This window comes from Mucilaginibacter boryungensis (genome assembly GCF_015221995.1).
GTDB classification, from domain to species: domain Bacteria; phylum Bacteroidota; class Bacteroidia; order Sphingobacteriales; family Sphingobacteriaceae; genus Mucilaginibacter; species Mucilaginibacter boryungensis.
Window position 1 is genome coordinate 49,710 of sequence record NZ_JADFFM010000002.1, and the last position, 22,600, is coordinate 72,309.

At 46.3% G+C, this 22,600-nt stretch carries 21 protein-coding genes; 10 read left to right on the forward strand and 11 right to left on the reverse strand.

Annotated elements, in window-relative coordinates; all coding sequences use genetic code 11:
• Positions 1–54: 54 nt before the first annotated feature.
• From IRJ18_RS13025 to IRJ18_RS13075, 11 genes are all read right to left on the reverse strand, one after another.
• Positions 55–819 (reverse strand): SH3 domain-containing protein, encoded by a 765-nt coding sequence (locus tag IRJ18_RS13025; protein WP_228072848.1) that lies wholly within the window; start codon positions 817–819, stop codon positions 55–57.
• A complete protein-coding gene (locus tag IRJ18_RS13030; protein WP_194106763.1) occupies positions 809–2,614 on the reverse strand; it encodes a BatD family protein in 1,806 nt (601 codons plus the stop codon). Before IRJ18_RS13030 ends, IRJ18_RS13025 begins: the two co-directional genes overlap by 11 nt.
• A 16-nt stretch (positions 2,615–2,630) precedes the next feature.
• The gene (locus tag IRJ18_RS13035) at positions 2,631–3,386 is read right to left on the reverse strand and encodes a tetratricopeptide repeat protein (RefSeq protein WP_194106764.1); all 756 of its coding nucleotides are present in this window, start codon (positions 3,384–3,386) and stop codon (positions 2,631–2,633) included.
• Positions 3,383–4,426: a VWA domain-containing protein gene (locus IRJ18_RS13040; RefSeq protein ID WP_194106765.1), complete on the reverse strand. Its 1,044-nt coding sequence runs from the start codon at positions 4,424–4,426 to the stop codon at positions 3,383–3,385. Before IRJ18_RS13040 ends, IRJ18_RS13035 begins: the two co-directional genes overlap by 4 nt.
• A gap of 3 nt (positions 4,427–4,429) precedes the next feature.
• Entirely contained in the window at positions 4,430–5,428 is a 999-nt protein-coding gene (locus tag IRJ18_RS13045; RefSeq protein WP_228072849.1) for a vWA domain-containing protein, read from the reverse strand.
• Positions 5,421–6,392, reverse strand: coding sequence for a BatD family protein (locus IRJ18_RS13050; protein WP_194106766.1), 972 nt, complete (start codon positions 6,390–6,392; stop codon positions 5,421–5,423). The genes IRJ18_RS13045 and IRJ18_RS13050 overlap by 8 nt, the downstream gene beginning before the upstream one ends.
• Positions 6,393–6,394: 2 nt before the next feature.
• Entirely contained in the window at positions 6,395–7,276 is an 882-nt protein-coding gene (locus IRJ18_RS13055; protein ID WP_194106767.1) for a DUF58 domain-containing protein, read from the reverse strand.
• 100 nt (positions 7,277–7,376) lie between these two features.
• Positions 7,377–8,423, reverse strand: coding sequence for an AAA family ATPase (locus IRJ18_RS13060; RefSeq protein ID WP_228072850.1), 1,047 nt, complete (start codon positions 8,421–8,423; stop codon positions 7,377–7,379).
• 229 nt (positions 8,424–8,652) lie between these two features.
• Positions 8,653–9,282, reverse strand: coding sequence for a LutC/YkgG family protein (locus IRJ18_RS13065; RefSeq protein ID WP_194106768.1), 630 nt, complete (start codon positions 9,280–9,282; stop codon positions 8,653–8,655).
• A gap of 37 nt (positions 9,283–9,319) precedes the next feature.
• Positions 9,320–10,690 (reverse strand): lactate utilization protein B, encoded by a 1,371-nt coding sequence (locus IRJ18_RS13070; protein ID WP_194106769.1) that lies wholly within the window; start codon positions 10,688–10,690, stop codon positions 9,320–9,322.
• Positions 10,691–10,767: 77 nt separating this feature from the next.
• On the reverse strand, positions 10,768–11,508 hold the full coding sequence (locus IRJ18_RS13075) for a (Fe-S)-binding protein (protein ID WP_194106770.1): 741 nt from the start codon (positions 11,506–11,508) through the stop codon (positions 10,768–10,770).
• A gap of 279 nt (positions 11,509–11,787) precedes the next feature.
• Between IRJ18_RS13075 and IRJ18_RS13080 the strand changes: the two genes are divergently transcribed.
• From IRJ18_RS13080 to IRJ18_RS13125, 10 genes are all read left to right on the forward strand, one after another.
• Positions 11,788–12,657: a pirin family protein gene (locus IRJ18_RS13080; protein WP_194106771.1), complete on the forward strand. Its 870-nt coding sequence runs from the start codon at positions 11,788–11,790 to the stop codon at positions 12,655–12,657.
• 56 nt (positions 12,658–12,713) lie between these two features.
• Entirely contained in the window at positions 12,714–13,298 is a 585-nt protein-coding gene (locus IRJ18_RS13085) for a peroxiredoxin-like family protein (protein ID WP_194106772.1), read from the forward strand.
• Positions 13,299–13,661: 363 nt separating this feature from the next.
• Positions 13,662–14,822, forward strand: coding sequence for an ABC transporter substrate-binding protein (locus IRJ18_RS13090; protein WP_194106773.1), 1,161 nt, complete (start codon positions 13,662–13,664; stop codon positions 14,820–14,822).
• The gene (locus tag IRJ18_RS13095) at positions 14,822–15,967 is read left to right on the forward strand and encodes a CaiB/BaiF CoA transferase family protein (protein WP_194108229.1); all 1,146 of its coding nucleotides are present in this window, start codon (positions 14,822–14,824) and stop codon (positions 15,965–15,967) included. The genes IRJ18_RS13090 and IRJ18_RS13095 overlap by 1 nt, the downstream gene beginning before the upstream one ends.
• The gene (locus IRJ18_RS13100; protein WP_194106774.1) at positions 15,964–17,100 is read left to right on the forward strand and encodes a CaiB/BaiF CoA transferase family protein; all 1,137 of its coding nucleotides are present in this window, start codon (positions 15,964–15,966) and stop codon (positions 17,098–17,100) included. The genes IRJ18_RS13095 and IRJ18_RS13100 overlap by 4 nt, the downstream gene beginning before the upstream one ends.
• Positions 17,097–18,350, forward strand: a complete 1,254-nt coding sequence (locus IRJ18_RS13105; RefSeq protein ID WP_194106775.1) for an extracellular solute-binding protein — start codon at positions 17,097–17,099, stop codon at positions 18,348–18,350. The genes IRJ18_RS13100 and IRJ18_RS13105 overlap by 4 nt, the downstream gene beginning before the upstream one ends.
• On the forward strand, positions 18,334–19,410 hold the full coding sequence (locus tag IRJ18_RS13110) for a Gfo/Idh/MocA family protein (protein WP_194106776.1): 1,077 nt from the start codon (positions 18,334–18,336) through the stop codon (positions 19,408–19,410). The genes IRJ18_RS13105 and IRJ18_RS13110 overlap by 17 nt, the downstream gene beginning before the upstream one ends.
• A gap of 182 nt (positions 19,411–19,592) precedes the next feature.
• Positions 19,593–20,039 (forward strand): MaoC/PaaZ C-terminal domain-containing protein, encoded by a 447-nt coding sequence (locus IRJ18_RS13115; protein WP_194106777.1) that lies wholly within the window; start codon positions 19,593–19,595, stop codon positions 20,037–20,039.
• A 4-nt stretch (positions 20,040–20,043) separates the two neighbouring features.
• Positions 20,044–21,348, forward strand: coding sequence for an L-fucose:H+ symporter permease (gene fucP / locus IRJ18_RS13120; RefSeq protein ID WP_194106778.1), 1,305 nt, complete (start codon positions 20,044–20,046; stop codon positions 21,346–21,348).
• Between the two features lie 2 nt (positions 21,349–21,350).
• Entirely contained in the window at positions 21,351–22,598 is a 1,248-nt protein-coding gene (locus tag IRJ18_RS13125) for a ribulose-bisphosphate carboxylase large subunit family protein (RefSeq protein ID WP_194106779.1), read from the forward strand.
• Positions 22,599–22,600: the final 2 nt, after the last annotated feature.

Sequence of the window (22,600 nt, forward strand, 5' to 3'; positions counted from 1 at the left end):
GCATTTATATGCATGATGGGATGCCGAAACAAGTTCGGCATGACGAATGGTGCTTTATATCTCCTTCACATCCCCGGCACTGATCCAGCCTTCACTGCCATTGGCCAGTTTTATTTTTACGTGACCGGCGTTGGTTTCCATTACATCAACCTTGGTACCGGCGTGCAGCAGGAAAAGGGTTTTAGCCGCAGTGGCCGGTGTACTTTTTACCGTAACCGAACCGCTAAAAATGATAGCTTGCTTGTGGCTGTCGAAATAGGCCGCCTGGCGGTTGCCCATCAGTATCGTAATTAAACCAAGCACGAATAAACCCATTGACGTATAGAACGAAGCTTTTTTAAGTGTGACCGAGCTTGTGAACAAATAACCTGTCAACAGCAGAAACCCTAGCAGGATAAATGCTATGCTTAATACTGATAGCGTGCTTAACGAAAACATCAGGATGAAGTTATGCCACCATTTGGTCAGGAAAAATTCAGGGGCCTCGTCTATCCTGTCGGCGGTTTTAAGATTGGCAAAACGGATGTTAAAGTTGATATCATCATCTCCGGGCGATAGTTTGTGCGCTTTCTCGTAGTACCATATAGCTGAGGGGATATCGTCTGTTTTAAAGCTGGCATTACCCATATTAAAGTACAACGCTGCCGATTGATAGCCACTACTTAATACTTGCTGATAAGCGGCTAAGGCCCCCTTATAATTAGCTTTCTGGTATAGCTGATTGCCCTGATCGAAAAGCGCTTTTACATCGCCCTTACCAAATGTTACCAATGGCATGGCAATGACTAAAAACAGGTAAATCACGCGTTTATAATTCATCTTCAATATCATTGATGGTGTTTTTTGTTTTCTCGAAAACCTCCTGTTCGGAAATACCGGTCACCGGGGCAAAACGCGCCATATCGCACAGGTCTAAATTATCCTGCAAACGGGTGATCAAAGTTTCGTTTACCGACCGTTTCCTTAAGGCTTCCGCTATAGTTTCTTTATCCAGATTAGCGTATGGTATATTCAGTTTATCACTTAAATAGCCGTAAATACCTTTAAACAAGGCCTCGTAAAAGCCAGATTTATTTTTAGTGGCCAGTTGTGCCTGCGCGTTAGCCAAATGCTTACGGGCTATTTTGCTGGCTTTGCGGCTTTTTACCTTAACAATATCGCTGTTATGGCGCTGTAACCATTTGCGGTAATAGAACGCGGCTACGAATAGCACAGGCCCAAGTAAAAGCAGCAGGTAATAACCAACCGAGCCAAAGAAGTTTTCACCTTGTTCTGTCAGCCCAAAATCGCTGGTCTTGATGTACCTGATGTCTTTATCCAGTAGTTTTACATCCTGCTTATCGGTTGCCAGCGCGCTCACATTGGTCTGGCGGTCGCCTTTGGCAACCGCCACCGGAAATGCTTTACTTGTCAGCGTTACATAGCGTTCGGTAGCCGGATTAAAATAGGTGAACTTAATCGGATCAATAGTATAGTTACCTTCATGTCGCGGTATCAGCAGGTAATTATACAACTTGCTGCCATGTATCTTGCCCCCTTCCTTACTTAAGGTATCGGTAACTTTGGGATCGTATTTTTCAAAATCAGGAGGAAAACCAACAGTTGGATTTTTAACCAGCATAATGTTCCCTACACCAGTAATTTTTACATTATAGTTTAGAGATTCATTGGCTTTCAGCGCTTTTTTATCCAGGTCGGCACTTAAAGTGAATGTACCAACCGCACCACTAAAATCAACAGGTTTGCCGGCAGCGGGCAGGTCTTTCACATGCACAATAATAGGCGGACTTTTCAGCTTCACCTTTTCATCTTTAAAGCTGTTGCCAAAAAACTCTTCCATAATATCGTGGGCCGGTGCCGGTACACGTACTACAAGGGTCATAGCAAAAGGATCGATGGTCAGATCTCCGCTGCGTTCGGGAAAAACGATGGTTTCTTTTATATCGGCTACATTATAGCGGGTACCATTTAAAATCTCGGTTCGCCATACCGCTGCGGTTGGTTGTTTATGCTCGTTCAGGTCCTGGCTCCAAAAACCATTCAGTTCAGGTAATTTATCATACTGATTTTGCAATATGCCGACGCGCGTGTATAGGCGGTAAGTAACATTTAACTGTTCACCAATATAGGCTTTGGTTTTGCTGACACTTGCCCTTAGAAATACCGCTTTGGATAGATCGGCCGCAGGCACCTGGTCTATCGCCTGTTGTTGCTGCCGCATGCGACGGGCCTGTTGCGGCGACCCTTTTACCACATGTATTTTTAAAGGCCGCGTGCCTAAAATATGACCGTTTACATAAATTGTTGCAGGACCAATTGTATAGTCGCCTTCTTTAACTGCGGCCAATATAAAGCTGTAACCCATGCTAACGGAGGTGTTCCCGTTAATTGAAGTCATGCTTTGAGAAACATTAGGGCCTGAAAGTACCTGGAACCCATTAAAATTAGGTGGTTGAAAGCGTTCGCCGTTACCGTTCAGCGTAAAATCTACCTGGAATTGTTCGCCAGCTGCTACCTGGGTGCTGCTTACCGATGCCGTAAAGCTGGCGCTTTGAGCAAGCAGCAGGTTTGCCCACAATATTAAAACCGATAATATGTAATATCTGCCGTTCATTTATCTGTATCCAAAACTACCAATCCTTAGCAATTTTCACTTTTGCGCCTTTTAGTTTTTGATTTTTTAGTTTTTCCTGGGTTTGCTTTTCGTTATTGTTCAGGGCATCAAGCATGCGCTGGGCGTCTTCTTTCGACATCTGCGGTTTCTGATCCTGTGGTTGCTTTTGCTGGTCTTGTTTGTTCTTATCGTCCTGGTTCTTTTTATCCTGATCCTTCTTGTCCTGGTCTTTTTTGTCTTTATCTTTTTTATCCTTATCGTCCTTGTTTTTGTCCTTATTATCTTTTTTGTCTTTATTTTTATCGTTTTTATTCTTGTTCTTATTGTTTTTATTTTGCTGTTGCTGCTTTTTTAATTTTTCCTGCGCATAAGCCAGGTTATAGCGGGTTTCCTGATCCTTCGGATTTCTTAATAGTGATTTCTTATAAGCCTCAATACTTTCTTCCAGCTTTTTATCTTCCAGCAGGGAATTACCCATATTATGATAGGCCGCCGCCGCTACTTGCTTATTAGTGGTACTGCCCGCCAGCTTGCCAAACTGTTCGCCGGCTTCCTGAAATTTTTTCTGTTTGAACATGGCATCACCCACGTTAAAATTACCCTCCAGGTTCTGCGCTTTCTTTTGTAAGGCCTGGCGATAAAGCTGCTCGGCTTCGCCGTACTTTTTTTGCTGATAAAGCTGGTTACCCTTATTCAAAAGACTTTTCTCTTGCTGCGCGTACAGCCAGCTTCCCTGCAATAAAAACAATAAGATAATGATCAGCCTTTTCATGTGTTCTTCACCTCAAATAACTTCAAATTGCTTAAACGCTGACTTTTCCTGTTCGATATAAAAAATTCAATAACCAACAGCACTAATGCACAACCCAGGAAAAACTGGAACCTGTCCTCATAGTCTTTAAAACTCTTGCTGTCCACCGTTTTGCGCTGTATCTTCCCTATCTGATCCATCACCAGATTTAATCCGCTGCTGGCATTGGTAGCGCGTACATAAGCGCCATTTCCCGCTGTAGCTATCTCCTTACACATATCCTCGCTCAGTTTACTTAACACCTGTGTTTTGCCATCTTCTTCCATGTGGTAGCCCACCATTTTGCCATCCTGGTAAACGGGTATGGGCGCACCCTCAACCGAACCTACGCCTATTACGTGTATGGATACATCTTTATCGGTAGCATTTTTAGCCGCGGCCACCGCATCATCTTCGTGGTTTTCGCCATCGGTGATGATGATCATTGCTTTACCCGTACCGTTCTTAAAATCGAACGATTTCATGCCCAAATCAATTGCCGCGCCTATGGCCGTACCCTGTGTAGGCACCATATTGGTGTTAATAGTGCTTAAGAATAGCTTAGCTGCCGAATAATCGGTTGTAATTGGCAGTTGCACGTAAGCTTGCCCTGCAAAAACGATCATCCCAATACGGTCGTCTTTCAGGTTATCTATCAATTGTGCAACCGCGCGCTTGGCATTCTCTAAACGGTTAGGCGCCAAATCCTGGGCCAGCATGCTATTGGATACATCAAGCAGTATCATAATATCCGCACCCTTACGCTTCACATCTTCCACTTTTGAACCTATCTGTGGATCGGCAGCGCCGATGATGCATAGGCTATAGGCTACGATAAACAGGATAAATTTTAACCAGGGGCGCGAGAAGGAAACATCCGGCATCATTTGCTTTACCACTTCCTTATCGCCCAGTTTTTTTATGGCTTTACTTTTCCAGCGGGTAATTTCCAAAAACAGGAAAATGAACACCGGTATAGTAACCAATCCCCACAAAATATCTATATGTGCAAAACGTAGCATCTGTTATGTTAAAGCCCCTCTGAACAGGGTGTTTCTCAGTATAAATTCCAACAATAAAAAGAACAAAGCCACCAGCGCGAACGGCAGGAACAACTCTGTTTTTTTATGATATTGCGTTACATCAATTTTCGCCTTTTCCAGTTTATCAATGGTTTCGTAAATAGTTTTCAGTTTGGCATTATTGGTAGCACGGAAATACTTGCCGCCGGTAACGTTGGCAATCCTGGTTAAGGTGCCCTCGTCAATATCAACCAGCATGTTTTGATATACCGTACCTTGTGGCGTTTGGAACGGCATTGGGGCCATGCCATGCGTACCTATGCCTACGGTATAAACCCGCACGCCAAATTGTTTGGCAATTTCGGCAGCGGTAAGTGGCGGGATAGACCCCATATTGTTTGAACCATCGGTAAGCAAAATAATTACCTTGCTTTTGGCCTTACTATCCTTTATGCGGTTAACGGCGGTAGCCAAGCCCTCGCCTATAGCGGTACCATCCTCAATCATCCCATATTTAATATCCTGATATAGGTTTATCAATACATCATGGTCGATCGTCAGCGGGCACTGGGTAAAGCTTTCGCCGCTGAAGATCACCAAACCTATGCGGTCATCGGGGCGGTTCTTTATAAAGTCGATAGCTATAGCTTTGCCTGCTTCCAACCTGTTCGGCTTAAAATCCTCGGCCAGCATACTGCCTGAAATATCCGAGGCGATGATGATATCTATACCTTCCGTTGTGCTGTTTTGCCAGCTTAGGGATGATTGCGGGCGCGCCAGGGCAAATATCAACGCAATCAGCGCTAACGATCGCAACACTATCCCTGTATGCCTGAACTTTGGTAACAAGGTTTTAGCCGGCAAGGCAAAACCTTTTATGGCCGATACGCTCATGTTGCCATACAACCGGCGCTGGCGCCAGACATACCAGGCTACCGTTAGCGGAATTAACAACAGTAACCAAAAAAAGCCGGGATGTGCAAATTCAATGCCTTTAAACATGCGCATCGGTATGGCCTCCTTCCGTTGGTGCAGGCGGTACAACACTTACCTGCCTTGTATTACTGATAAAAGCAATGGCATTATCCATGCTTTGCTCATTTTCGTTGGGTAATGGTTTTTCCTTCGCAAATTTCACCAAATCGGCCAGCAATAATATCTGGCGCAACAGGTTGCGGTTCTCTTGCTCAATCTCTATATATTTTAATCCCGTGAAAATCTCGTCGGTTGTTTTTTCGTGAGTTTTAATAGCGTAGCGTTTCTCCAGGTATTCGCGGATAATGTCGCTCAGTTCGCTATGGTAAGCCTTTACATCGTGCAGGTACAGCTTTTTGGCACGCAGTTCATTCAGCTTATTCAGCATTTGGGTATGCAAAGGCACATCCGGAATAACTTTTTTCACCACCACTTCTTTCTTATTCCGCGCTTTGAAATACCAGATGGTAAAGAAAATGATCAGTATCACCGCCAGCGGAAGGAATAGCACCATCCAATATTCACGCAGCAAATCCCAAAATGTGTAGGGTACAGAAAGTGGTTGTTTAATGTCGTAAAAGCCTTTAGTAGTATCAACCTTAACCGTTATAACTTTGAGGATAAGCGGGTTACTTTTTTGCACGCCGCCGCTTGAGCCAAAATCAAACGAGGGGATGGTATCGGTACCGGCATCAAAAGCGGTAATAGTGTAGCTTTTGTTTATAGTGATGTTAGCGCGGCTTTGGTCGTAAGTGGTATCGGCTTTGTTAGCGCTTACCAATGTTATTTTATTGCTGATGCTGTCAATCCGCGGGAAGTTAACCCGTTCTTTAGCTGGCTGATGTACAATAAAGCTTAATTTGGTTTGTTCACCAATCTTTATGCTGGGGCTGTCCAGTTTGGCAACAACCTGCACCGATTGCGCATTGGCTTTAAAACAACAAATCAGTGCTAACGCGATAACCAAAAATTTAAAATACTGTTGCTTCATCTTTACCTTCTGCCTTCGCGTTTTTTAAATAAGGTCATTAATGGTTTTACGTATGATTCGTGCGTGCCGATAGCCGTAGCATCCACACCCGAGCGACTGAACACATCCTTCAGGTTAGCGTTCCGGCGCAAGGCTTCGGCTTTATAAGCATTGCGTACCTGTTTATCGCCGGTATTCACCCAAACCAACTGACCTGTTTCTTCATCCTTTAATGGGATCAGGCCTAAGTCAGGAAATTCCTCATCGTGTTTATCATATAGCCTCAGGGCAATAATGTCGTGCTTCTTGTTGGCTATCTTCAACTCGTTTTCAAATGCTGGACTGATAAAATCGGACATTAAAAATGCGGTACATTTCTTTTTAATGGCACCGGTAAAAAACTTCAGCGCCTGGCCTACATCTGTACCCTTGTTTTCGGGTGTAAAAGCGATCAGCTCGCGGATGATCATCAGGATATGGCTGCGACCTTTTTTGGGCGGGATGAACTTCTCTATCTTATCACTAAAGAAGATCACGCCAACCTTATCATTGTTCTGAATGGCTGAAAAAGCCAAAACGGCGCAAAGTTCGGTAGCCAGTTCCTGCTTTTGCTGGGTGTTGGTACCAAAGTTTTCCGAGGCGCTTACATCCATCAGGATCATCACGGTCAATTCGCGCTCCTCATCAAACACCTTTACATAAGGGTGATTAAAGCGGGCAGTCACGTTCCAATCGATGGTGCGTATTTCATCGCCAATCTGGTATTCGCGCACTTCGCTAAAAGCCATACCCCTCCCCTTAAAGGCCGAGTGGTATTCGCCGCTGAACAAATGATTGCTCAGCCCCCGCGTTTTTATCTCGATCTTCCTTACTTTCTTCAGCAGGTCTTTGGTATCCTTAGCCATTTAAGCCCCTCTAAATCTCCCCTAAAGGGGAGACTTGTTATATGTTCTTTAATATCATCATTTATTTAAAGCCCTCTCCATTTAGGGGGGTGGGTGGGGTTTACGGTACTTCTACCGCGTTCAATATCCCGGTGATTATATCCTCGCTGGTCATATTCTCGGCTTCCGCTTCGTAGCTTAGGCCGATACGGTGGCGCATAACATCGTGGCATATAGCCCTTACATCTTCAGGGATCACATAACCGCGACGCTTGATAAACGCATAAGCCTTAGCCGCCAGCGCCAAATTGATGCTGGCACGTGGTGATGCACCGTAAGTGATCAGGTTTTTATAATCGGCAAGTTTATATTGTTCAGGGAAACGGGTAGCAAATACAATATCTACAATATACTGCTCAATCTTCTCGTCCATATAAACTTCCCTTACCACTTTACGGGCTTTCAGGATGTCTTCAGGCTTAATGATAGGATTGGGTTTCGGCATGCCCGATGGCGATATATTTGAGCGGATAATGCGTTTTTCGTCTTCTTTATTTGGGTAACCGATAACCACCTTCAGCATAAACCTGTCTACCTGTGCTTCAGGTAACGTATAGGTACCTTCCTGCTCGATAGGGTTCTGGGTAGCCAGTACCAAAAAAGGCGATGGCAGCGGGAAGGTGTTATCGCCAATAGTTATCTGGCGTTCCTGCATAGCTTCAAGCAAGGCTGCCTGAACCTTAGCAGGCGCACGGTTAATCTCATCGGCCAAAATAAAGTTGGAGAATAACGGGCCTTTACGCACCACAAACTCCTCTTTCTTTTGGTTATAGATCATGGTACCCAATAAGTCGGCAGGCAGCAAGTCGGGGGTAAATTGGATACGGCTAAAATCGGCCTGGATACACTTAGAGAGTGTATTGATGGCTAATGTTTTTGCCAATCCGGGTACACCTTCCAGCAGGATATGCCCATCGGCCAGCAGGCCTATCAGTAACCTGTCTACCATGTATTTTTGGCCGACGATCACTTTGTCCATCTCCATCCGCAGCAGATCAATAAAGGCGCTTTCGCGCTCTATCATCTCGTTCAGCGCCCTGATATCTGTTGAATACGACGTGCTGCCCGTAACCGGCGCAGCTGAAGTATTGTTACTTAACTCTTCCATTAAAATCTCGTTAATTTTTTCGGTAGGCAAACTTAATCACCCCGCCAATTTTTTGCCAATAGCTTTAAAGCGCTAAAGTGTTAAAATTTGTTAAAATTTAACGTGATTTCGGGAAATAAATGTGTGATAACTACAATGTCATTTCGAACCTAGAGAGAAATCTTATACGAGCGGACCCATCGCATGTATAAGATTTCTCCTCGTACCTCGTTCGAAATGACACCGTAATTTAGACCATTAAAAACACCGTCATACTCCGTGAACCATGCGCACCGATAACCAGCGATTGCTCAATATCCGCGGTTTTTGACGGACCGGCTATAAAGGTGCCAAAACCCTGGCGGGCATCGCCAATGCGCGCGTAGGCCTGATGCATGGTAGGCACAATATCATTAGCGTTAATAACAATGGCCAGGTGTTGGGTAATAAACGGCAGCGCCCTATGTCCCATTAGTTCTTCAGTTATCCAAACCGCGCCGTTCTCGGCTACGCCAAAGTGAGCTTTTAATACGGCCAGTTCCACATCTTCCAAATGATGCGCGGCAGGACTTGGGGCAAAGACTTCTTTAGTGATCCCTGCCAGTTCAGGGATCAAAGTCAGCACACGGTGATCGGCACTGTAATATTCTTTCACATAAGCCGCTATTTCATCATAACTGCTTACCTTTTTTACATTACCGCCAATGGTAGTTAAAACGGTAGTAAACTTTTCCACCACATCAACAGGTTCGCCCTGCAGGGCAGAGATATCCGGCAAAGCAACCGCATCGGGTTGGTTTTGCTTAACGGCGGCAAGTATTCGCCCCCTTGCCCCCTGAAGGGGGAATTCTTTATCGGTATTTGTTGTGTTTTGTGACATCTTATTCTATCATTACTCCCCTTCAGGGGGTTGGGGGCTATCTGTTCTTCTTATACCATTCACCAAACGATTCCGTTGGCGGGGTTGGCATATCGCGTTGTTTGTACCATGGGTTTAGGCCATTGTTTACCGCAAATGGCGCGTACTTCATTACTATACGCCCCATTTTGCCGGCTATCCTGTAAACCGTGGGCGAGTTTAGCGTTTTGGTCATTACCTGCATGCCTACTTTTTTAACGGTCGGTGCGTAGCCTTCTTTTACTAATACCTGGCGCCATTTATATAGCTGATCATGGATATCAATTTTAACAGGACAAACATTACTGCACGATCCGCAAAGCGTTGAAGCGAAAGGCAGATCAGCGTATTGTTTCATATCCAAATTCGGCGCTAAAATAGAGCCTATCGGGCCCGCAACCGCGGTATGATAGCTATGGCCACCACTGCGGCGATAAACCGGGCAGGTGTTCATACAAGCCCCGCACCGGATGCATTTTAACGAGTTACGGAAATCTTCGCGACCCAATTGCACGGTACGACCGTTATCAACCAGCACCAAATGCATTTGCTGGCCTTCGCGCGGTTTGGCAAAATGACTGGAATAGGTAGTAATGGGCTGCCCGGTAGCGCTGCGGGTAAGTAAGCGCAGGAATATGCCTAAATGCTCTCGTTTAGGGATCAGTTTTTCAATACCCATACAGGCAATGTGCACGTTGGCCAGGTGCGCGCCCATATCGGCGTTACCCTCGTTGGTACACACTACAAATTCACCGGTTTCGGCTACTGCAAAGTTCACGCCGGTTAAAGCCACCTTACGGGTGAGGAAGGTATCGCGCAAGTGTATACGCGCGGCTTCAGTCAGTTGCTGCGGATCGTCCAGGTTACTTGGGGTGCCCAGGTACATGTGGAACAGATCGCCAATTTCACCTTTCTTTTTATGGATACAAGGCAATACGATATGGCTTGGCGGTTCTTTAGCTAATTGCACAATGCGTTCGCCCAGATCAGAGTCTATTACCTCCACGCCATGCTCAGCCAGGTATTCGTTCAGGCCGCATTCCTCGGTAAGCATGGATTTACTTTTCACCATCTGCGTTACACCCTGCTCTTTTATCAGGCCGTGTACAATCCGGTTATGCTCGGTAGCATCGGCAGCCCAATGGACGGTAATGCCGTTAGCTTTGGCATTGGCTTCAAACTGCACTAAATATTCATCCAGGTGCGAAAGCACGTTATGCTTTATTTGCGAAGCCGCATTACGCAAGTCTTCCCATTCAGGCAGTTGGTGTACCGATTTATCCCGCTTAGCACGTATCCACCATAAGGTTTCATCGTGCCAGTCTACCCTGTCCTCGTCCTTGTTAAAAATATCCGCCAGTTCGGCGTGGTCTTTACCCTGGTTATGCATTTTATTTAATTTTGAAGGAGTGAATGAGTGAATGAGTGATTATTATATTCTAATTCACTCATCCGCTCATTCAAAACTCAATCATTAATTCCATTCAATATCTGCGCAATGTGCAGCACTTTTACTTTGCTGCCCTGGCGTTTTAATATGCCTTCCATATGCATCAGGCAACTCATATCAACACCGGTGATGTATTCGGCGCCATGTTCCAGGTGGTCGTCTACCCTGTCCTTACCCATTTTGGCCGATACGGCTTCCTCAGCAACGCAAAACGTTCCGCCAAAGCCGCAGCATTCATCTACCCGGTTCAGGGGCACTATTTCAATTCCTTCAACCATCGCCAGTAAACTACCTGGTTTTGAAAAGCTGGGCGCTACCAGTTCGCTCATGCTGCTGATATGCAACCCGCGCTGACCGTGGCAGCTTTGGTGCATGCCTACCTTGTGCGGAAATTTCGCGGGCAGGCTTTTCACTTTTAGCACATCGGTTAAAAAGCTGGTAAGTTCATATACTTTACTGCGTATTTCTTTGGCTTTATCTTCCTGGTGTTCGTCGTGCAGGTGATCGCGCACGTGCAGTACGCAGCTGCCTGATGGTGCTACGATATAATCGAACCCGTCAAAGTTTTTAATAAAAAGTTCATTGCAGCCATGTGTCAGGTGTTCAAAACCCGAATTTGCCATAGGCTGGCCGCAACATGTTTGGTTAGCAGGATATACAACTTCAACACCCAGTTTTTCCAGTAGTTGCAAGGTAGCTATTGCTGCACCGGGGTAAAACTGGTCAACATAACATGGAATAAATAGCCCAACACGCATAGTTATAGTAAATAAACGCCTAAATTAGGTGTATCTAACGGTTAAATGATAATCAATCCTTGCAAATTTATAGCATCATCTTGGCATAACTATCCTGTACAGTCAGCTATCCGAAACACGATTAAAGGATTTATAGGATTACCGGGTAAATTACAATCACGTAATCGGCTTGATCTGCTAAATCATGGTTCAGACGTACTTCTTGACCTACATCAACAAATTCCAGCTTAATCAGGGTTATCTTTGTTCAACAATTATTATAAGGAGTATTTCAAAACAATGAAAAGGTCAATTGAACATATATTCAGCCGCCCTGCCCGCCCGGGTATGGTGGGCGACGGATTTAGGGTTTTTAACTACTTTCCCGGCGGCGGCATCCCGCAGCAAAGGGTAAGCCCGTTTTTAATGATGGATTTTAACGCCGAATACGATTTTGGCGCATCAGAGCATATCCGTGGGGTTGATGTGCACCCGCATAAGGGGTTTGAAACCGTAACCATTGCCTATAAAGGCAGCGTAGCGCATCATGATAGTACAGGGAACAGCGGTGTAATTAATCCAGGCGATGTGCAATGGATGACCGCTGGTGCAGGTGTGCTGCACAAGGAATATCACGAACAGGAATTCAGCAAACGCGGCGGCCCCTTCGAGATGGTACAGCTTTGGGTAAACCTTCCCGCCAAAAACAAACTAACTCCGCCAAACTACCAGGCCATAACAGCTGATCAAATGGGTAAAGTTACCTTGCCGGATGATGCCGGCCTGGTGAACGTAATTGCCGGTTCTTTTAACAATAACAAAGGCCCTGCAACCACTTTTACGCCGGTAAACATGTTTGATATTAAACTGAATGCAGGCGGCGAATTAAACACCATGATCCCGGCATCGCACAATACAGTGCTGCTGGTGGTTGAAGGCGCTATTGAAGTGAACGGGGAAACTGCCGCATTGCACAGCCTGGTACTATTTAAAAACGATGGCGAAGAGATCAGCATAAAAGCATCTGAAAAAAGCGTGCTATTATTACTAAGCGGTGAACCGATAAATGAACCTATTGCCCAATATGGTCCATTTGTAATGAACACCAACCGCGAATTACAGGAAGCGTTTGAGGAGTTTCAATCAGGAAAGTTTGGTACGTTGGAATAAAATATTTGTAAGGCTTAATGCACATGAGCGACAAAGCCCATAAACAAATATATTTTATGAAAAAGCACCTATTTACTTTACTTTTTATTTTCGGCGTAGCATTAACATCTGCATTTGCCCAAACAGGTTTACCTGCAGGGACTACTGCCCCTGTATTTACCGCTAAAGACAATGCGGGCAAAACCGTCGACTTGAAAACACTGCTGAAAAAATACAATTCAGTTGTGTTGATATTTTATCGCGGCGAGTGGTGCCCTTATTGCAACAAACAAATGCAGCACATGCAGGATTCCTTAAGCCTGATCACCGGGAAAAACGCTTACGTATTAGCGGTTACCCCTGAGACCACCGATGCGATGGTAAAAACTGTGCAGAAAACCCATGCTTCGTTTTCATTGGTGCACGATGAAGGCTACAAGATTATGAAAGACTACAAGGTTGATTACAAAATGGACGATGCCTCAGTAGCTAAATACAAAGGTTACGGTATAGACCTGGAGAAGAATAATGGTAATACCGACCATATGCTGCCCGTGCCTGCTACCTACATCATCAACAAAAGCGGCAAAATTGCTTACGCCCATTTTGATAAGGATTTCCGCAACCGGGCGCCGATAAGTGCCATATTGGCTAAAATTTAATGCCTGCTTTTTAGACTCACCTGGTTTGCGCTATGCTTAACCACCCTCTCTTCGCCTGCGGCGGAAAGAGGGTTTTTTATTTGTATCCCTCACAATGTATGTAAAAATTCGTATTATCCTCTTTTCGCGGAACGCGAAGAGAGGGTCGAAGAGTGAAACGGCGTCGGGGTGAGTTATTCTCTACTATCTTCCTATCTTTTTTGCCATCACTCCCCCATTCATGGCAAATTCCTACAATTCCTTGCATATATTATACAATGCAGCAATCGTTGTTCCTGATAAATTTGTTAGCGATAAATCTAATTCTGTTAAAATTTACTGTGAAACCCTGTTAGCCCCTAAAAGGCTGAACAACGATACTGCATGTCTGATCTGATAACTTTAAAAGGAATAACCTGGAACCACAGCCGTGGCTTTACACCCATGACGGCCACTGCGCAGCGCTTTAGCGAACTGAACCCCAACGTGAATATCACCTGGGAAAAGCGTTCGCTGCAGCAATTTGCCGATCTTTCTATCCAACAATTAGCCGAGCGTTACGACCTGCTGGTGATAGACCACCCCTGGGCGGGCTTTGCTGCTAAAACCGGTTCAATATTACCTTTCGATAAATACCTTTCTGCAGAATATTTAGCAGATCAGGAGCAAAATACCGTAGGCCACTCGTACGAGAGTTACAACTACGATGGCCATCAATGGGCGTTGGCTATCGACGCTGCAACTCCGGTCGCGGCCAGCAGGCCCGATTTGCTGGAGCACCACGGCTTATCCCTTCCAAAAACTTACGATGACCTGTTAGCCATGGCGAAAAAAGGGTTGGCAGCATTCCCTGTCATCCCTATCGATTCGTTAATGACTTTCTACACCTTCTGCTGCTCGTTAGGTGAGGACCCTTGCCAGCAGGACGATACGGTGATCAGCGAAGCTACCGGTATTCAAGCCTTACAATTATACCGCGAGCTGGCTAAACACATCGACCCCGCTTGTTTTAACCGCAATCCAATTCAAACGTACGAGGCCATGACTTTGGGTGATGATATTGCTTACTGTCCGTTTGCTTACGGTTATTCTAATTACTCACGCAATGGTTACGCCCGCAAGCTGCTGCATTTTCATGATATGGTGACGCTGGATGGTAAAACCAACCTGCGCAGTTCGTTAGGTGGTACGGGTTTGGCGGTTTCAGTCAATTGCCAGCATGTAGATATCGCCATGCGCTATGCCAAATTTGTGGCCTCGCCCGCTTGCCAGGCTGGTTTATATACCGATAATGGCGGTCAGCCGGGACATTTAAGTGCGTGGACTGATGAGCATACTAACGCCATCACTCATAACTATTTTGCTAATACACTGCCTGCCCTGCAACGGGCCTACCTGCGCCCACGTTACTTTGGGCACATGTTTTTCCAGGACCACGCAGGCGATGTGGTGCGCGATTATTTAATGCAAGGCGGCGATGAGCGAGCAGTATTACGCCAACTGGACGATCTATACCTGCAATCAAAACAAAAAGTACAGGCATGATGAAACCGCTGGAAGGATTGCTGGTACTGGAATTTAGCCAGTTTATGGCCGCCCCTACTGCAGGCCTGCGCCTGGCCGACCTTGGCGCGCGGGTAATTAAAATAGAACGCCCCGTTAAGGGTGAAGCAGGCCGGCAAATTGCTATCCGCAATATTTTTGTCGATGGCAGCAGTTTGGTTTTTCATACCATTAACCGCAACAAAGAATCGTACGCGGCTGATCTGAAGGATCCTGAAGATTTGGAGCGCGTTAAAAAACTGATCCGACAGGCCGATGTTGTCACCCATAATTTTCGTCCGGGAGTAATGGAGAAAATCGGGCTGGATTATAATTCCGTTAAAGCTATTAACCCGCGCATTGTGTATGGAGTGGTTACTGGCTATGGCAATAAAGGGCCATGGGCATTGCGCCCGGGTCAGGACTTACTGATCCAATCCCTGTCAGGCTTAGCCTACTTATCTGATACTAATGACGCCGGGCCTGTTCCTTTCGGACTGGCTACTGCCGATATGATCTGCGGGGCGCACTTTGTACAGGGCATTTTAGCGGCACTAATCAAGCGCGCAAAAACCAATAAAGGCGTGCTGGTTGAGGTTAGCCTGCTGGAATCGACCTTAGACCTGCAATTTGAGGTTATTACCACTTATTTAAACGACGGCGGTAAACTGCCTCAACGCAGTAACGTAAAAAGCAACGGTCACCCCTATTTGAGTGCGCCGTATGGCATTTATCAAACAAAAGATAATTACCTGTCGCTGGCTATGGGCGATCTGCATAAAATTGGCGAGGCTATTGGTGTGGATTTATCCGGTTATACGGAAAAATCGACCTGGTTTGATAACCGCGATGAAATTATGACGAAGCTTGCCGAAAACATCAAACATAAAACTACCGCCGAATGGCTGGAGATATTAGAGAACGCGGGTATCTGGTGTTCGGAAGTAATGACTTACGAACAAACCCTACAACACGAAGGCGTTAAAATATTAGGTATGCAGCAACAGGTTACCCTGCCCGACGGCGGCAGCCTAAACACTACCCGCTGTCCTATCCGTGTTAACGGGGAAAGATTATATAGCGATGTAGCCGCCCCGCGCCCCGGCGCGCAAACTGAAACCATTAACTATCAATTTAACCTGCTATGAAACCCTTAGAAGATTATTTGGTGGTCGATTTTAGCCAGTTCCTTTCGGGGCCGTCAGCAAGTTTAAAATTGGCTGATCTGGGCGCGCGGGTGATAAAAATAGAGAAGCCCGGTACAGGCGATATTTGCCGTCACCTATATACGTCAAACGTTATTCTAAATGGTGAATCGTCGGTTTTCCATGCCATTAACCGCAATAAAGAAAGTTTTGCGGCAGATATAAAAGATGAAGCTGATAAAAAACTAATCTGGGAATTGGTTAAGAAAGCCGATGTGGTGATGCACAATTTCCGCCCAGGCGTTATGGAACGCTTGGGCTTTGATTATGCCAGCGTGAAAACGGTTAATCCATCGGTGGTTTATGGCGAAATATCCGGCTATGGTAATGACGGGCCATGGAAGGATAAGCCCGGGCAGGACTTATTACTACAATCATTAAGCGGCTTAACCTGGTTGAGCGGCAATGCGGGCGGACCAACACCAATGGGACTTTCAATTGTAGATATGCTGGCTGGTAACCACCTGGCACAAGGAATACTGGCTTGCCTGCTGCGTAAAACCATTAGTGGCGAAGGTGCTTTGGTGCAGGTAAGCATGTTGGAATCGGCGCTGGATTTCCAATTCGAGGCCATCACCACCTATTATTATGATGGCAAACTGCCCGAGCGTTCTGAAAAGAACAACGCCCATGCTTATTTAGGCGCACCTTACGGCATCTACCAAACCGCAAATGGCTTTATGGCTTTGGCCATGGGCTCTATTCCGCAACTGGGAACACTGTTAAGCTGCGATGCACTGTTAGCCTATGCTGATGCTGGTCAGGCTTTCCACCAGCGCGATGAGATAAAAGCCATACTGGCCGTACACCTGCAAACCAATACTACCGAGCACTGGCTGAAGATATTACAGGCCGCCGATATTTGGTGCGCTGAGGTAATGAACTGGGATACCCTAATGCAGCACGAAGGCTTCAAAGTGCTGGATATGATACAGGAAGTGGAAATGAACGATGGTTTTAAATACCGTACTACCCGCAGCCCTATACGCATGGATGGCGAATTATTTAAATCCACCAAAGGGTCGCCAAAATTGGGGCAGGATAATGCAAACATCATAACCAAATTAAACAAATGAGCGCAGATACCATCAGGATAGCCGTACGCAAATTCGGGCCGTTTGAAACCGCCCTGCACAAACTGTGGGACGAATATTGTGACCACTCGGGCTGTAAGCTGAAAGCGGAAATGGTACCGATGGACCTGGATGACCTGCACAGCGCCATTATTGAAAAAGGTGGCCTTAAAAACGGTGATTGGGATGTAGCCCATGTTGTAACCGACTGGCTTTACGAGGCCTGGACCGCAGGCGCATTGCTTGATCTGCAACCTTATATCGCCCAAAACCCGCCTGATGATTTCCCTTACGGTTGGAGTAGCTCGCTTTTGGGCATGCAGCAATTTGGCGATGCCGTAGCTGGTCTGCCTTTTCACGATGGCCCTGAATGCCTGATATACCGCCGCGACTTGTTTGAGAACAGCACTGAGATGCAAAACTATCACGAACAATACGGCAAGCCATTGCAAGCACCCCAAACCTGGGACGACTTTAAAAATATAGCCCGCTTTTTTCATCGCCCTGAAAAAAACCTGTACGGAACCGTATTTGCTGGTCTGCCCGATGGGCATAATACCGTGTTCGATTTTTGCCTGCAATTATGGACGCGTGGCGGCGAATTGACCAATGAATTTGGCCAGGTAAATATCAATACCCCGGCAGCCGTTGAAGGCTTAACCTTTTATAAAAATATGCTGCGCGATCAGCAAGCAGTACACCCCGGCACTATGCAGTACGAGTCGGTGCAATCGGGCATGGCCTTTGCCCGCGGCGAGGCAGCCATGATGGTGAACTGGTTTGGTTTCGCATCCATGTGCGAGGTAATTGACGAATCGAAAGTAAAAACCAAAGTTGATATAGCACCTATACCTTGCAGCCCGGGCAGTAAATCGGCATCACTGAACGTATACTGGACTTATACTGTTGGCAGTGGCAGCAGGCACAAGGACATTGCTTATGACTTTATCCGCTTTGCTACCACCAGCCGCAGCGATAAATTACTGACACTGGAAGGCGGTATTGGCTGCCGTATTTCTACCTGGGTTGATGGTGGGGTGAATGCTATTATCCCCTATTATTATAAGTTGGAACAATTGCACCAAAGCGCCCGGTCGTTACCGCAAAAAGCCAACTGGGCACAAATAGCTAAACTAATTGATGAAGTGGTTTTACAGGCCATCAACACCGATACGCCTGTAGAAATACTGCTGGCTGCTGGTCAGGAAAAGATAAATTTGATTGATAAACCGTCCAATGGAAATACCATATAAACCCATATTACCCACTAACCCATTGCCCATAATTATTATTGGCGCGGGCGGTATTGTGGGTGACGCACATTTACCGGCTTACAAAAAGGCAGGATTCAACGTTTTTGGCATTACCAACCGCACCCGATCGCGCGCTGAAAAACTAGCGGCGGAATGGGATATTCCGAATGTATACGATACGGTTGACGAAGCGGTAGCCAACGCCCCGGCCAACGCCGTTTACGATATTACTATTATGCCCGAGCAGTTTGTAGAAACCCTGAACAAACTGCCCGACGGTGCCGGTGTACTGATACAAAAACCTATGGGCGATTACTTTTGGCAGAGCAAAGAGATACTGGAAGTGTGCCGCAAAAAGAACCTGGCGGCAGCCATTAACTGCCAGCTGCGCTTCGCCCCTTTTGTGAGCGCCGCGCGGTACTTAATTGAAAAAGGCTTAATTGGCGACCTGTACGATATGGAAGTGCGGGTAACGCTGCAAACACCATGGGAACTGTTTCCGCACGTGATTATTCATCCGCGGTTAGAGATACAATATCACAGCATCCATTATATTGATCTGATGCGGTCGTTCCTGGGCGACCCGCGCACGGTAATGGCCAAAACGCTGAAACATCCGACAAAAACGCTGTCATCATCGCGCAGTACGATATTGTTTGATTACGGCGATACCATGCACGCGGTGATCAATACAAATCACGATCATGCGTTCGGTCCGCATAATCAGGAAAGCTTTATTAAGTGGGAAGGCACCAAAGGCGCGATAAAAGCCCGCATGGGCTTGCTAATGGATTATCCGCATGGTGTACCAGATAAGTTTGAATATTGTATCTTGGAGGAAGGAAAGGCGCCGGAGTGGACAGAAGTTAAACTGGAAGGGTCGTGGTTCCCCGATGCATTCATCGGCACTATGGGCAGCCTGATGCGATATAAGAATGGCGAAACAAATGTATTGCCTACCAGTGTAGAAGATGTAATAAAAACGATGGCGGTGGTGGAAAGTGCCTACATCAGCAGTGATAATGGCGGTGTGGTGGTAGCGGAAAGGTTTGGTGGGTAGACCCCACCGCAGTCGCTTGGCTCCAGCCAAGTGACAACTATCAACCGGCCTCTGGCCGGAGTTATTTAATCACAACGGCCGGAGGCCGAAAAATAATGCTCACTCGGCTGGAGCCGGGTGAGTGCGGTGAGGGATTATTTGGGGTAAAACAATTATGCAATAACACAATACAACCATATACCATGTACTTTAAATCGACATTTTTTGAAGATTATACCCTGGGTGATAAGCGCGTGACCTTTGGGCGCACCATTACCGAAACCGACTTTGTGGTGCATGCCGGCCATACCGGCGATTTTTTCCCGCACCACATGGATGCCGAGTGGTGCAAAACGCAACCGTTTAAACAACGTATTGCGCATGGCACTATGATCTTCAGTATTGGTATCGGCCTGACAGCATCTGAAATAAACCCTGAGGCTTTCAGCAAAGGCTATGATAAACTGCGCTTTGTAAAACCGGTTTTTATTGGCGATACCATCCACTCAGAAATTACGATATCAGAAAAAGCCGACGCTAAAAAGCCCGAATACGGCACCGTGACAGAACATGTGGAGATCATTAATCAGCACGGCGAAGTGGTGGTAGTGTGCGACCATTTATTACTTGCAAAAAAGAAAACAACCTAACATTATGGCCAACATCAGCAACCCGGCGGATACCGCCGTCATCGACGAGTCGCAACTGAAAGGAAAGAATTTAACGCTGCCTTTTATTTTGGTGATCAGTCTGTTCTTTTTATGGGGCATGGCCCACAATTTAGATTCGGTACTTATTCCGCACCTAAAAAAAGCCTGCAACCTTAACAATGTGCAATCCAGCTATATAGATATGGCTGTGTTTTTTGCCTACTTTGTAATGGCTATCCCTGCGGGGATGATGCTGAAAAAGTTCGGTTACAAAAACAGTATTATTATTGGCCTCGTGCTATTCGCCTGCGGGGCATTTCTATTCGTTCCTGCTGCTAATACGCTTACTTACGGACTGTTTATTTGCGGACTGTTTATTTTAGGTTGCGGACTGGCTACTTTAGAAACTGCTGCCAATCCCTACGCCGCTATCTTAGGCGACCCGGCTAAATCGACTTTCCGATTGAACCTTGCAGCATCTTTTAATGGTTTAGCGGCCATGGTTGCCCCCTATATTGGCAAAACATTTATCCTGTCGGGTAAAGAATATACTAAAGATCAACTGGCAGCTATGCCAGCGGCCACTAAAGCCAGCTATTTTATGCAGGAAGCATCGGCGGTAAAAATGCCATACATAGTTTTGGCGTGTATCCTAATTGCCGTGGCTATCCTGTTTTTCTTCAGCTACCTGCCTGAAATTAAGAATGTATCAAAAGAAGAAACTACCGGCGGTAAGTTTTTTGGCGCGTTAAGGCACCGTCACTTATCGTGGAGTGTGGTTGCGCAATTCTTTTACGTTGGCGCGCAGGTATGCGTAACCAGCTTCTTTATCCGCGAAGCCAAACAAGGCGCCGGTTTGGATGAAAAAAGCGCTGCCGATTACCTGATCCTGTACGGCTTTTTATTTACTGTCGGCAGGTTTGTAGGCACGTTCTTTTTAAGGTTTATCGCATCGCATAAGTTGCTGTCTTTGTATGCTGTTATCTCCATATTGTTAAGTCTGGTAGCCATTTTTGGCAGCGGGCTATACGTAGTTTATTGTCTTGGCGCTATTGGCTTTTTTATGTCTATTATGTTCCCAACCATATTTGGCTTAGGTATTGATGGCATTGGCGATGACACCAAGCCTGGTTCATCGTGGTTGGTGATGTCCATCGTTGGCGGCGCTATCCTGCCGTTTATTATGGCGCGTATTATCGATGCCAATAACGACCATGTACAGAGCGGTTATGTGATCCCGTTGATCTGTTTTGTGGTGGTACTGTACTTTGGGATGAGCGGTTACAAGATCAAAAAACAGTTGGCCTAAGCATGGAGCGTATTATTGGCAAATATTATATTGAGACCCCCTACCCGCTCGAAAAAGCAGCGGCTGTGCTGGCTGGCGAGCAATCGTCGGGGACGTTTGTGGCCGTGCCGGGCGAAACTGAGGAACTGAAGGAACGCTTTGCGGCGAGGGTTGAAAAGATTACTCCACTTGATTCTGTTGATACCCCCGCTATTCCCGGTGCATCGGCTAAACCTGGCGCTAAATATCATCGGGCCAATATCGAAGTCTCATGGTCGATAGAAAATTTTGGTTATAACCTGCCGGTGCTGGTATCTACCCTGCAAGGTAATTTGTACGAGATCACCCAGTTTACCGGGCTGAAGCTGATGGATATAGAACTGCCCGCATCCTATGGCGAGCATTTCATTGGGCCGCGATTTGGCATTACAGGTTCTAAAAAAAGCGCGGGAGTTACCGGCCGACCCATGATCGGCACTATTATTAAACCCAGCATTGGCCTTACACCTCAAGTTACTGCCGCGCTGGTAAAAACTTTGGCCGAAGCGGGTATCGATTTTGTAAAGGATGACGAATTGCAGTCATCGGCAGCCAACTCTAAGTTTGAAGATCGGGTTGATGCAATTATGCGCGTTATTAATACCCATGCCGATAAAACAGGCAAAAAGGTAATGTATGCCTTTAACCTGAGCGGTGAGGTTGACGATATGCTGCGCCGTTACGAATATCTGGTAAAAGCTGGTGCAACCTGCGCCATGGTGAGCATTAACAGCGTTGGCTTAAGCGGCACTAAAAAGGTGTGCGATCAGGGTCAACTGGTTATTCACGGGCATCGCAATGGCTGGGGCATGCTGAACCGCCACCCGTTGCTGGGTATTGAGTTTCCGGCTTATCAAAAATTATGGCGGTTGGCTGGTGTAGATCAACTGCATGTTAATGGCATACAAAATAAATTTTGGGAGAGTGACGACTCGGTTGTCCGCTCGATAGAGGCTTGCCTGAAACCATTGTTTACGGGTGAAACACCTTTACCGGTGGTATCATCAGGCCAGTGGGGCGGTCAGGCGTTTGAAACCTGGCAACGCACCCACACTACTGACCTGCTTTACATGGCTGGCGGCGGAATTATGGCCCATCCGGATGGGCCGACCGGCGGTGTGGTAGCCCTACAACAAGCCTGGGAAGGTGCGGTTAAGGGCTTAACACTGGCGCAAGCCACGCAGCAATACCCTGAATTTGCAAAATCTGTAGAAAAATTTGGCGGCAGGTAAAA

What these genes read in the sequence shown, in the direction of transcription:
- IRJ18_RS13025 (WP_228072848.1), bottom strand. Translation starts at nt 819, where the DNA reads ATGAATTATAAACGCGTGATTTACCTGTTTTTAGTCATTGCCATGCCA.
- IRJ18_RS13030 (WP_194106763.1), bottom strand. Translation starts at nt 2,614, where the DNA reads ATGAACGGCAGATATTACATATTATCGGTTTTAATATTGTGGGCAAAC.
- IRJ18_RS13035 (WP_194106764.1), bottom strand. Translation starts at nt 3,386, where the DNA reads ATGAAAAGGCTGATCATTATCTTATTGTTTTTATTGCAGGGAAGCTGG.
- IRJ18_RS13040 (WP_194106765.1), bottom strand. Translation starts at nt 4,426, where the DNA reads ATGCTACGTTTTGCACATATAGATATTTTGTGGGGATTGGTTACTATA.
- IRJ18_RS13045 (WP_228072849.1), bottom strand. Translation starts at nt 5,428, where the DNA reads ATGTTTAAAGGCATTGAATTTGCACATCCCGGCTTTTTTTGGTTACTG.
- IRJ18_RS13050 (WP_194106766.1), bottom strand. Translation starts at nt 6,392, where the DNA reads ATGAAGCAACAGTATTTTAAATTTTTGGTTATCGCGTTAGCACTGATT.
- IRJ18_RS13055 (WP_194106767.1), bottom strand. Translation starts at nt 7,276, where the DNA reads ATGGCTAAGGATACCAAAGACCTGCTGAAGAAAGTAAGGAAGATCGAG.
- IRJ18_RS13060 (WP_228072850.1), bottom strand. Translation starts at nt 8,423, where the DNA reads ATGGAAGAGTTAAGTAACAATACTTCAGCTGCGCCGGTTACGGGCAGC.
- IRJ18_RS13065 (WP_194106768.1), bottom strand. Translation starts at nt 9,282, where the DNA reads ATGTCACAAAACACAACAAATACCGATAAAGAATTCCCCCTTCAGGGG.
- IRJ18_RS13070 (WP_194106769.1), bottom strand. Translation starts at nt 10,690, where the DNA reads ATGCATAACCAGGGTAAAGACCACGCCGAACTGGCGGATATTTTTAAC.
- IRJ18_RS13075 (WP_194106770.1), bottom strand. Translation starts at nt 11,508, where the DNA reads ATGCGTGTTGGGCTATTTATTCCATGTTATGTTGACCAGTTTTACCCC.
- IRJ18_RS13080 (WP_194106771.1), top strand. Translation starts at nt 11,788, where the DNA reads ATGAAAAGGTCAATTGAACATATATTCAGCCGCCCTGCCCGCCCGGGT.
- IRJ18_RS13085 (WP_194106772.1), top strand. Translation starts at nt 12,714, where the DNA reads ATGAAAAAGCACCTATTTACTTTACTTTTTATTTTCGGCGTAGCATTA.
- IRJ18_RS13090 (WP_194106773.1), top strand. Translation starts at nt 13,662, where the DNA reads ATGTCTGATCTGATAACTTTAAAAGGAATAACCTGGAACCACAGCCGT.
- IRJ18_RS13095 (WP_194108229.1), top strand. Translation starts at nt 14,822, where the DNA reads ATGAAACCGCTGGAAGGATTGCTGGTACTGGAATTTAGCCAGTTTATG.
- IRJ18_RS13100 (WP_194106774.1), top strand. Translation starts at nt 15,964, where the DNA reads ATGAAACCCTTAGAAGATTATTTGGTGGTCGATTTTAGCCAGTTCCTT.
- IRJ18_RS13105 (WP_194106775.1), top strand. Translation starts at nt 17,097, where the DNA reads ATGAGCGCAGATACCATCAGGATAGCCGTACGCAAATTCGGGCCGTTT.
- IRJ18_RS13110 (WP_194106776.1), top strand. Translation starts at nt 18,334, where the DNA reads ATGGAAATACCATATAAACCCATATTACCCACTAACCCATTGCCCATA.
- IRJ18_RS13115 (WP_194106777.1), top strand. Translation starts at nt 19,593, where the DNA reads ATGTACTTTAAATCGACATTTTTTGAAGATTATACCCTGGGTGATAAG.
- fucP (WP_194106778.1), top strand. Translation starts at nt 20,044, where the DNA reads ATGGCCAACATCAGCAACCCGGCGGATACCGCCGTCATCGACGAGTCG.
- IRJ18_RS13125 (WP_194106779.1), top strand. Translation starts at nt 21,351, where the DNA reads ATGGAGCGTATTATTGGCAAATATTATATTGAGACCCCCTACCCGCTC.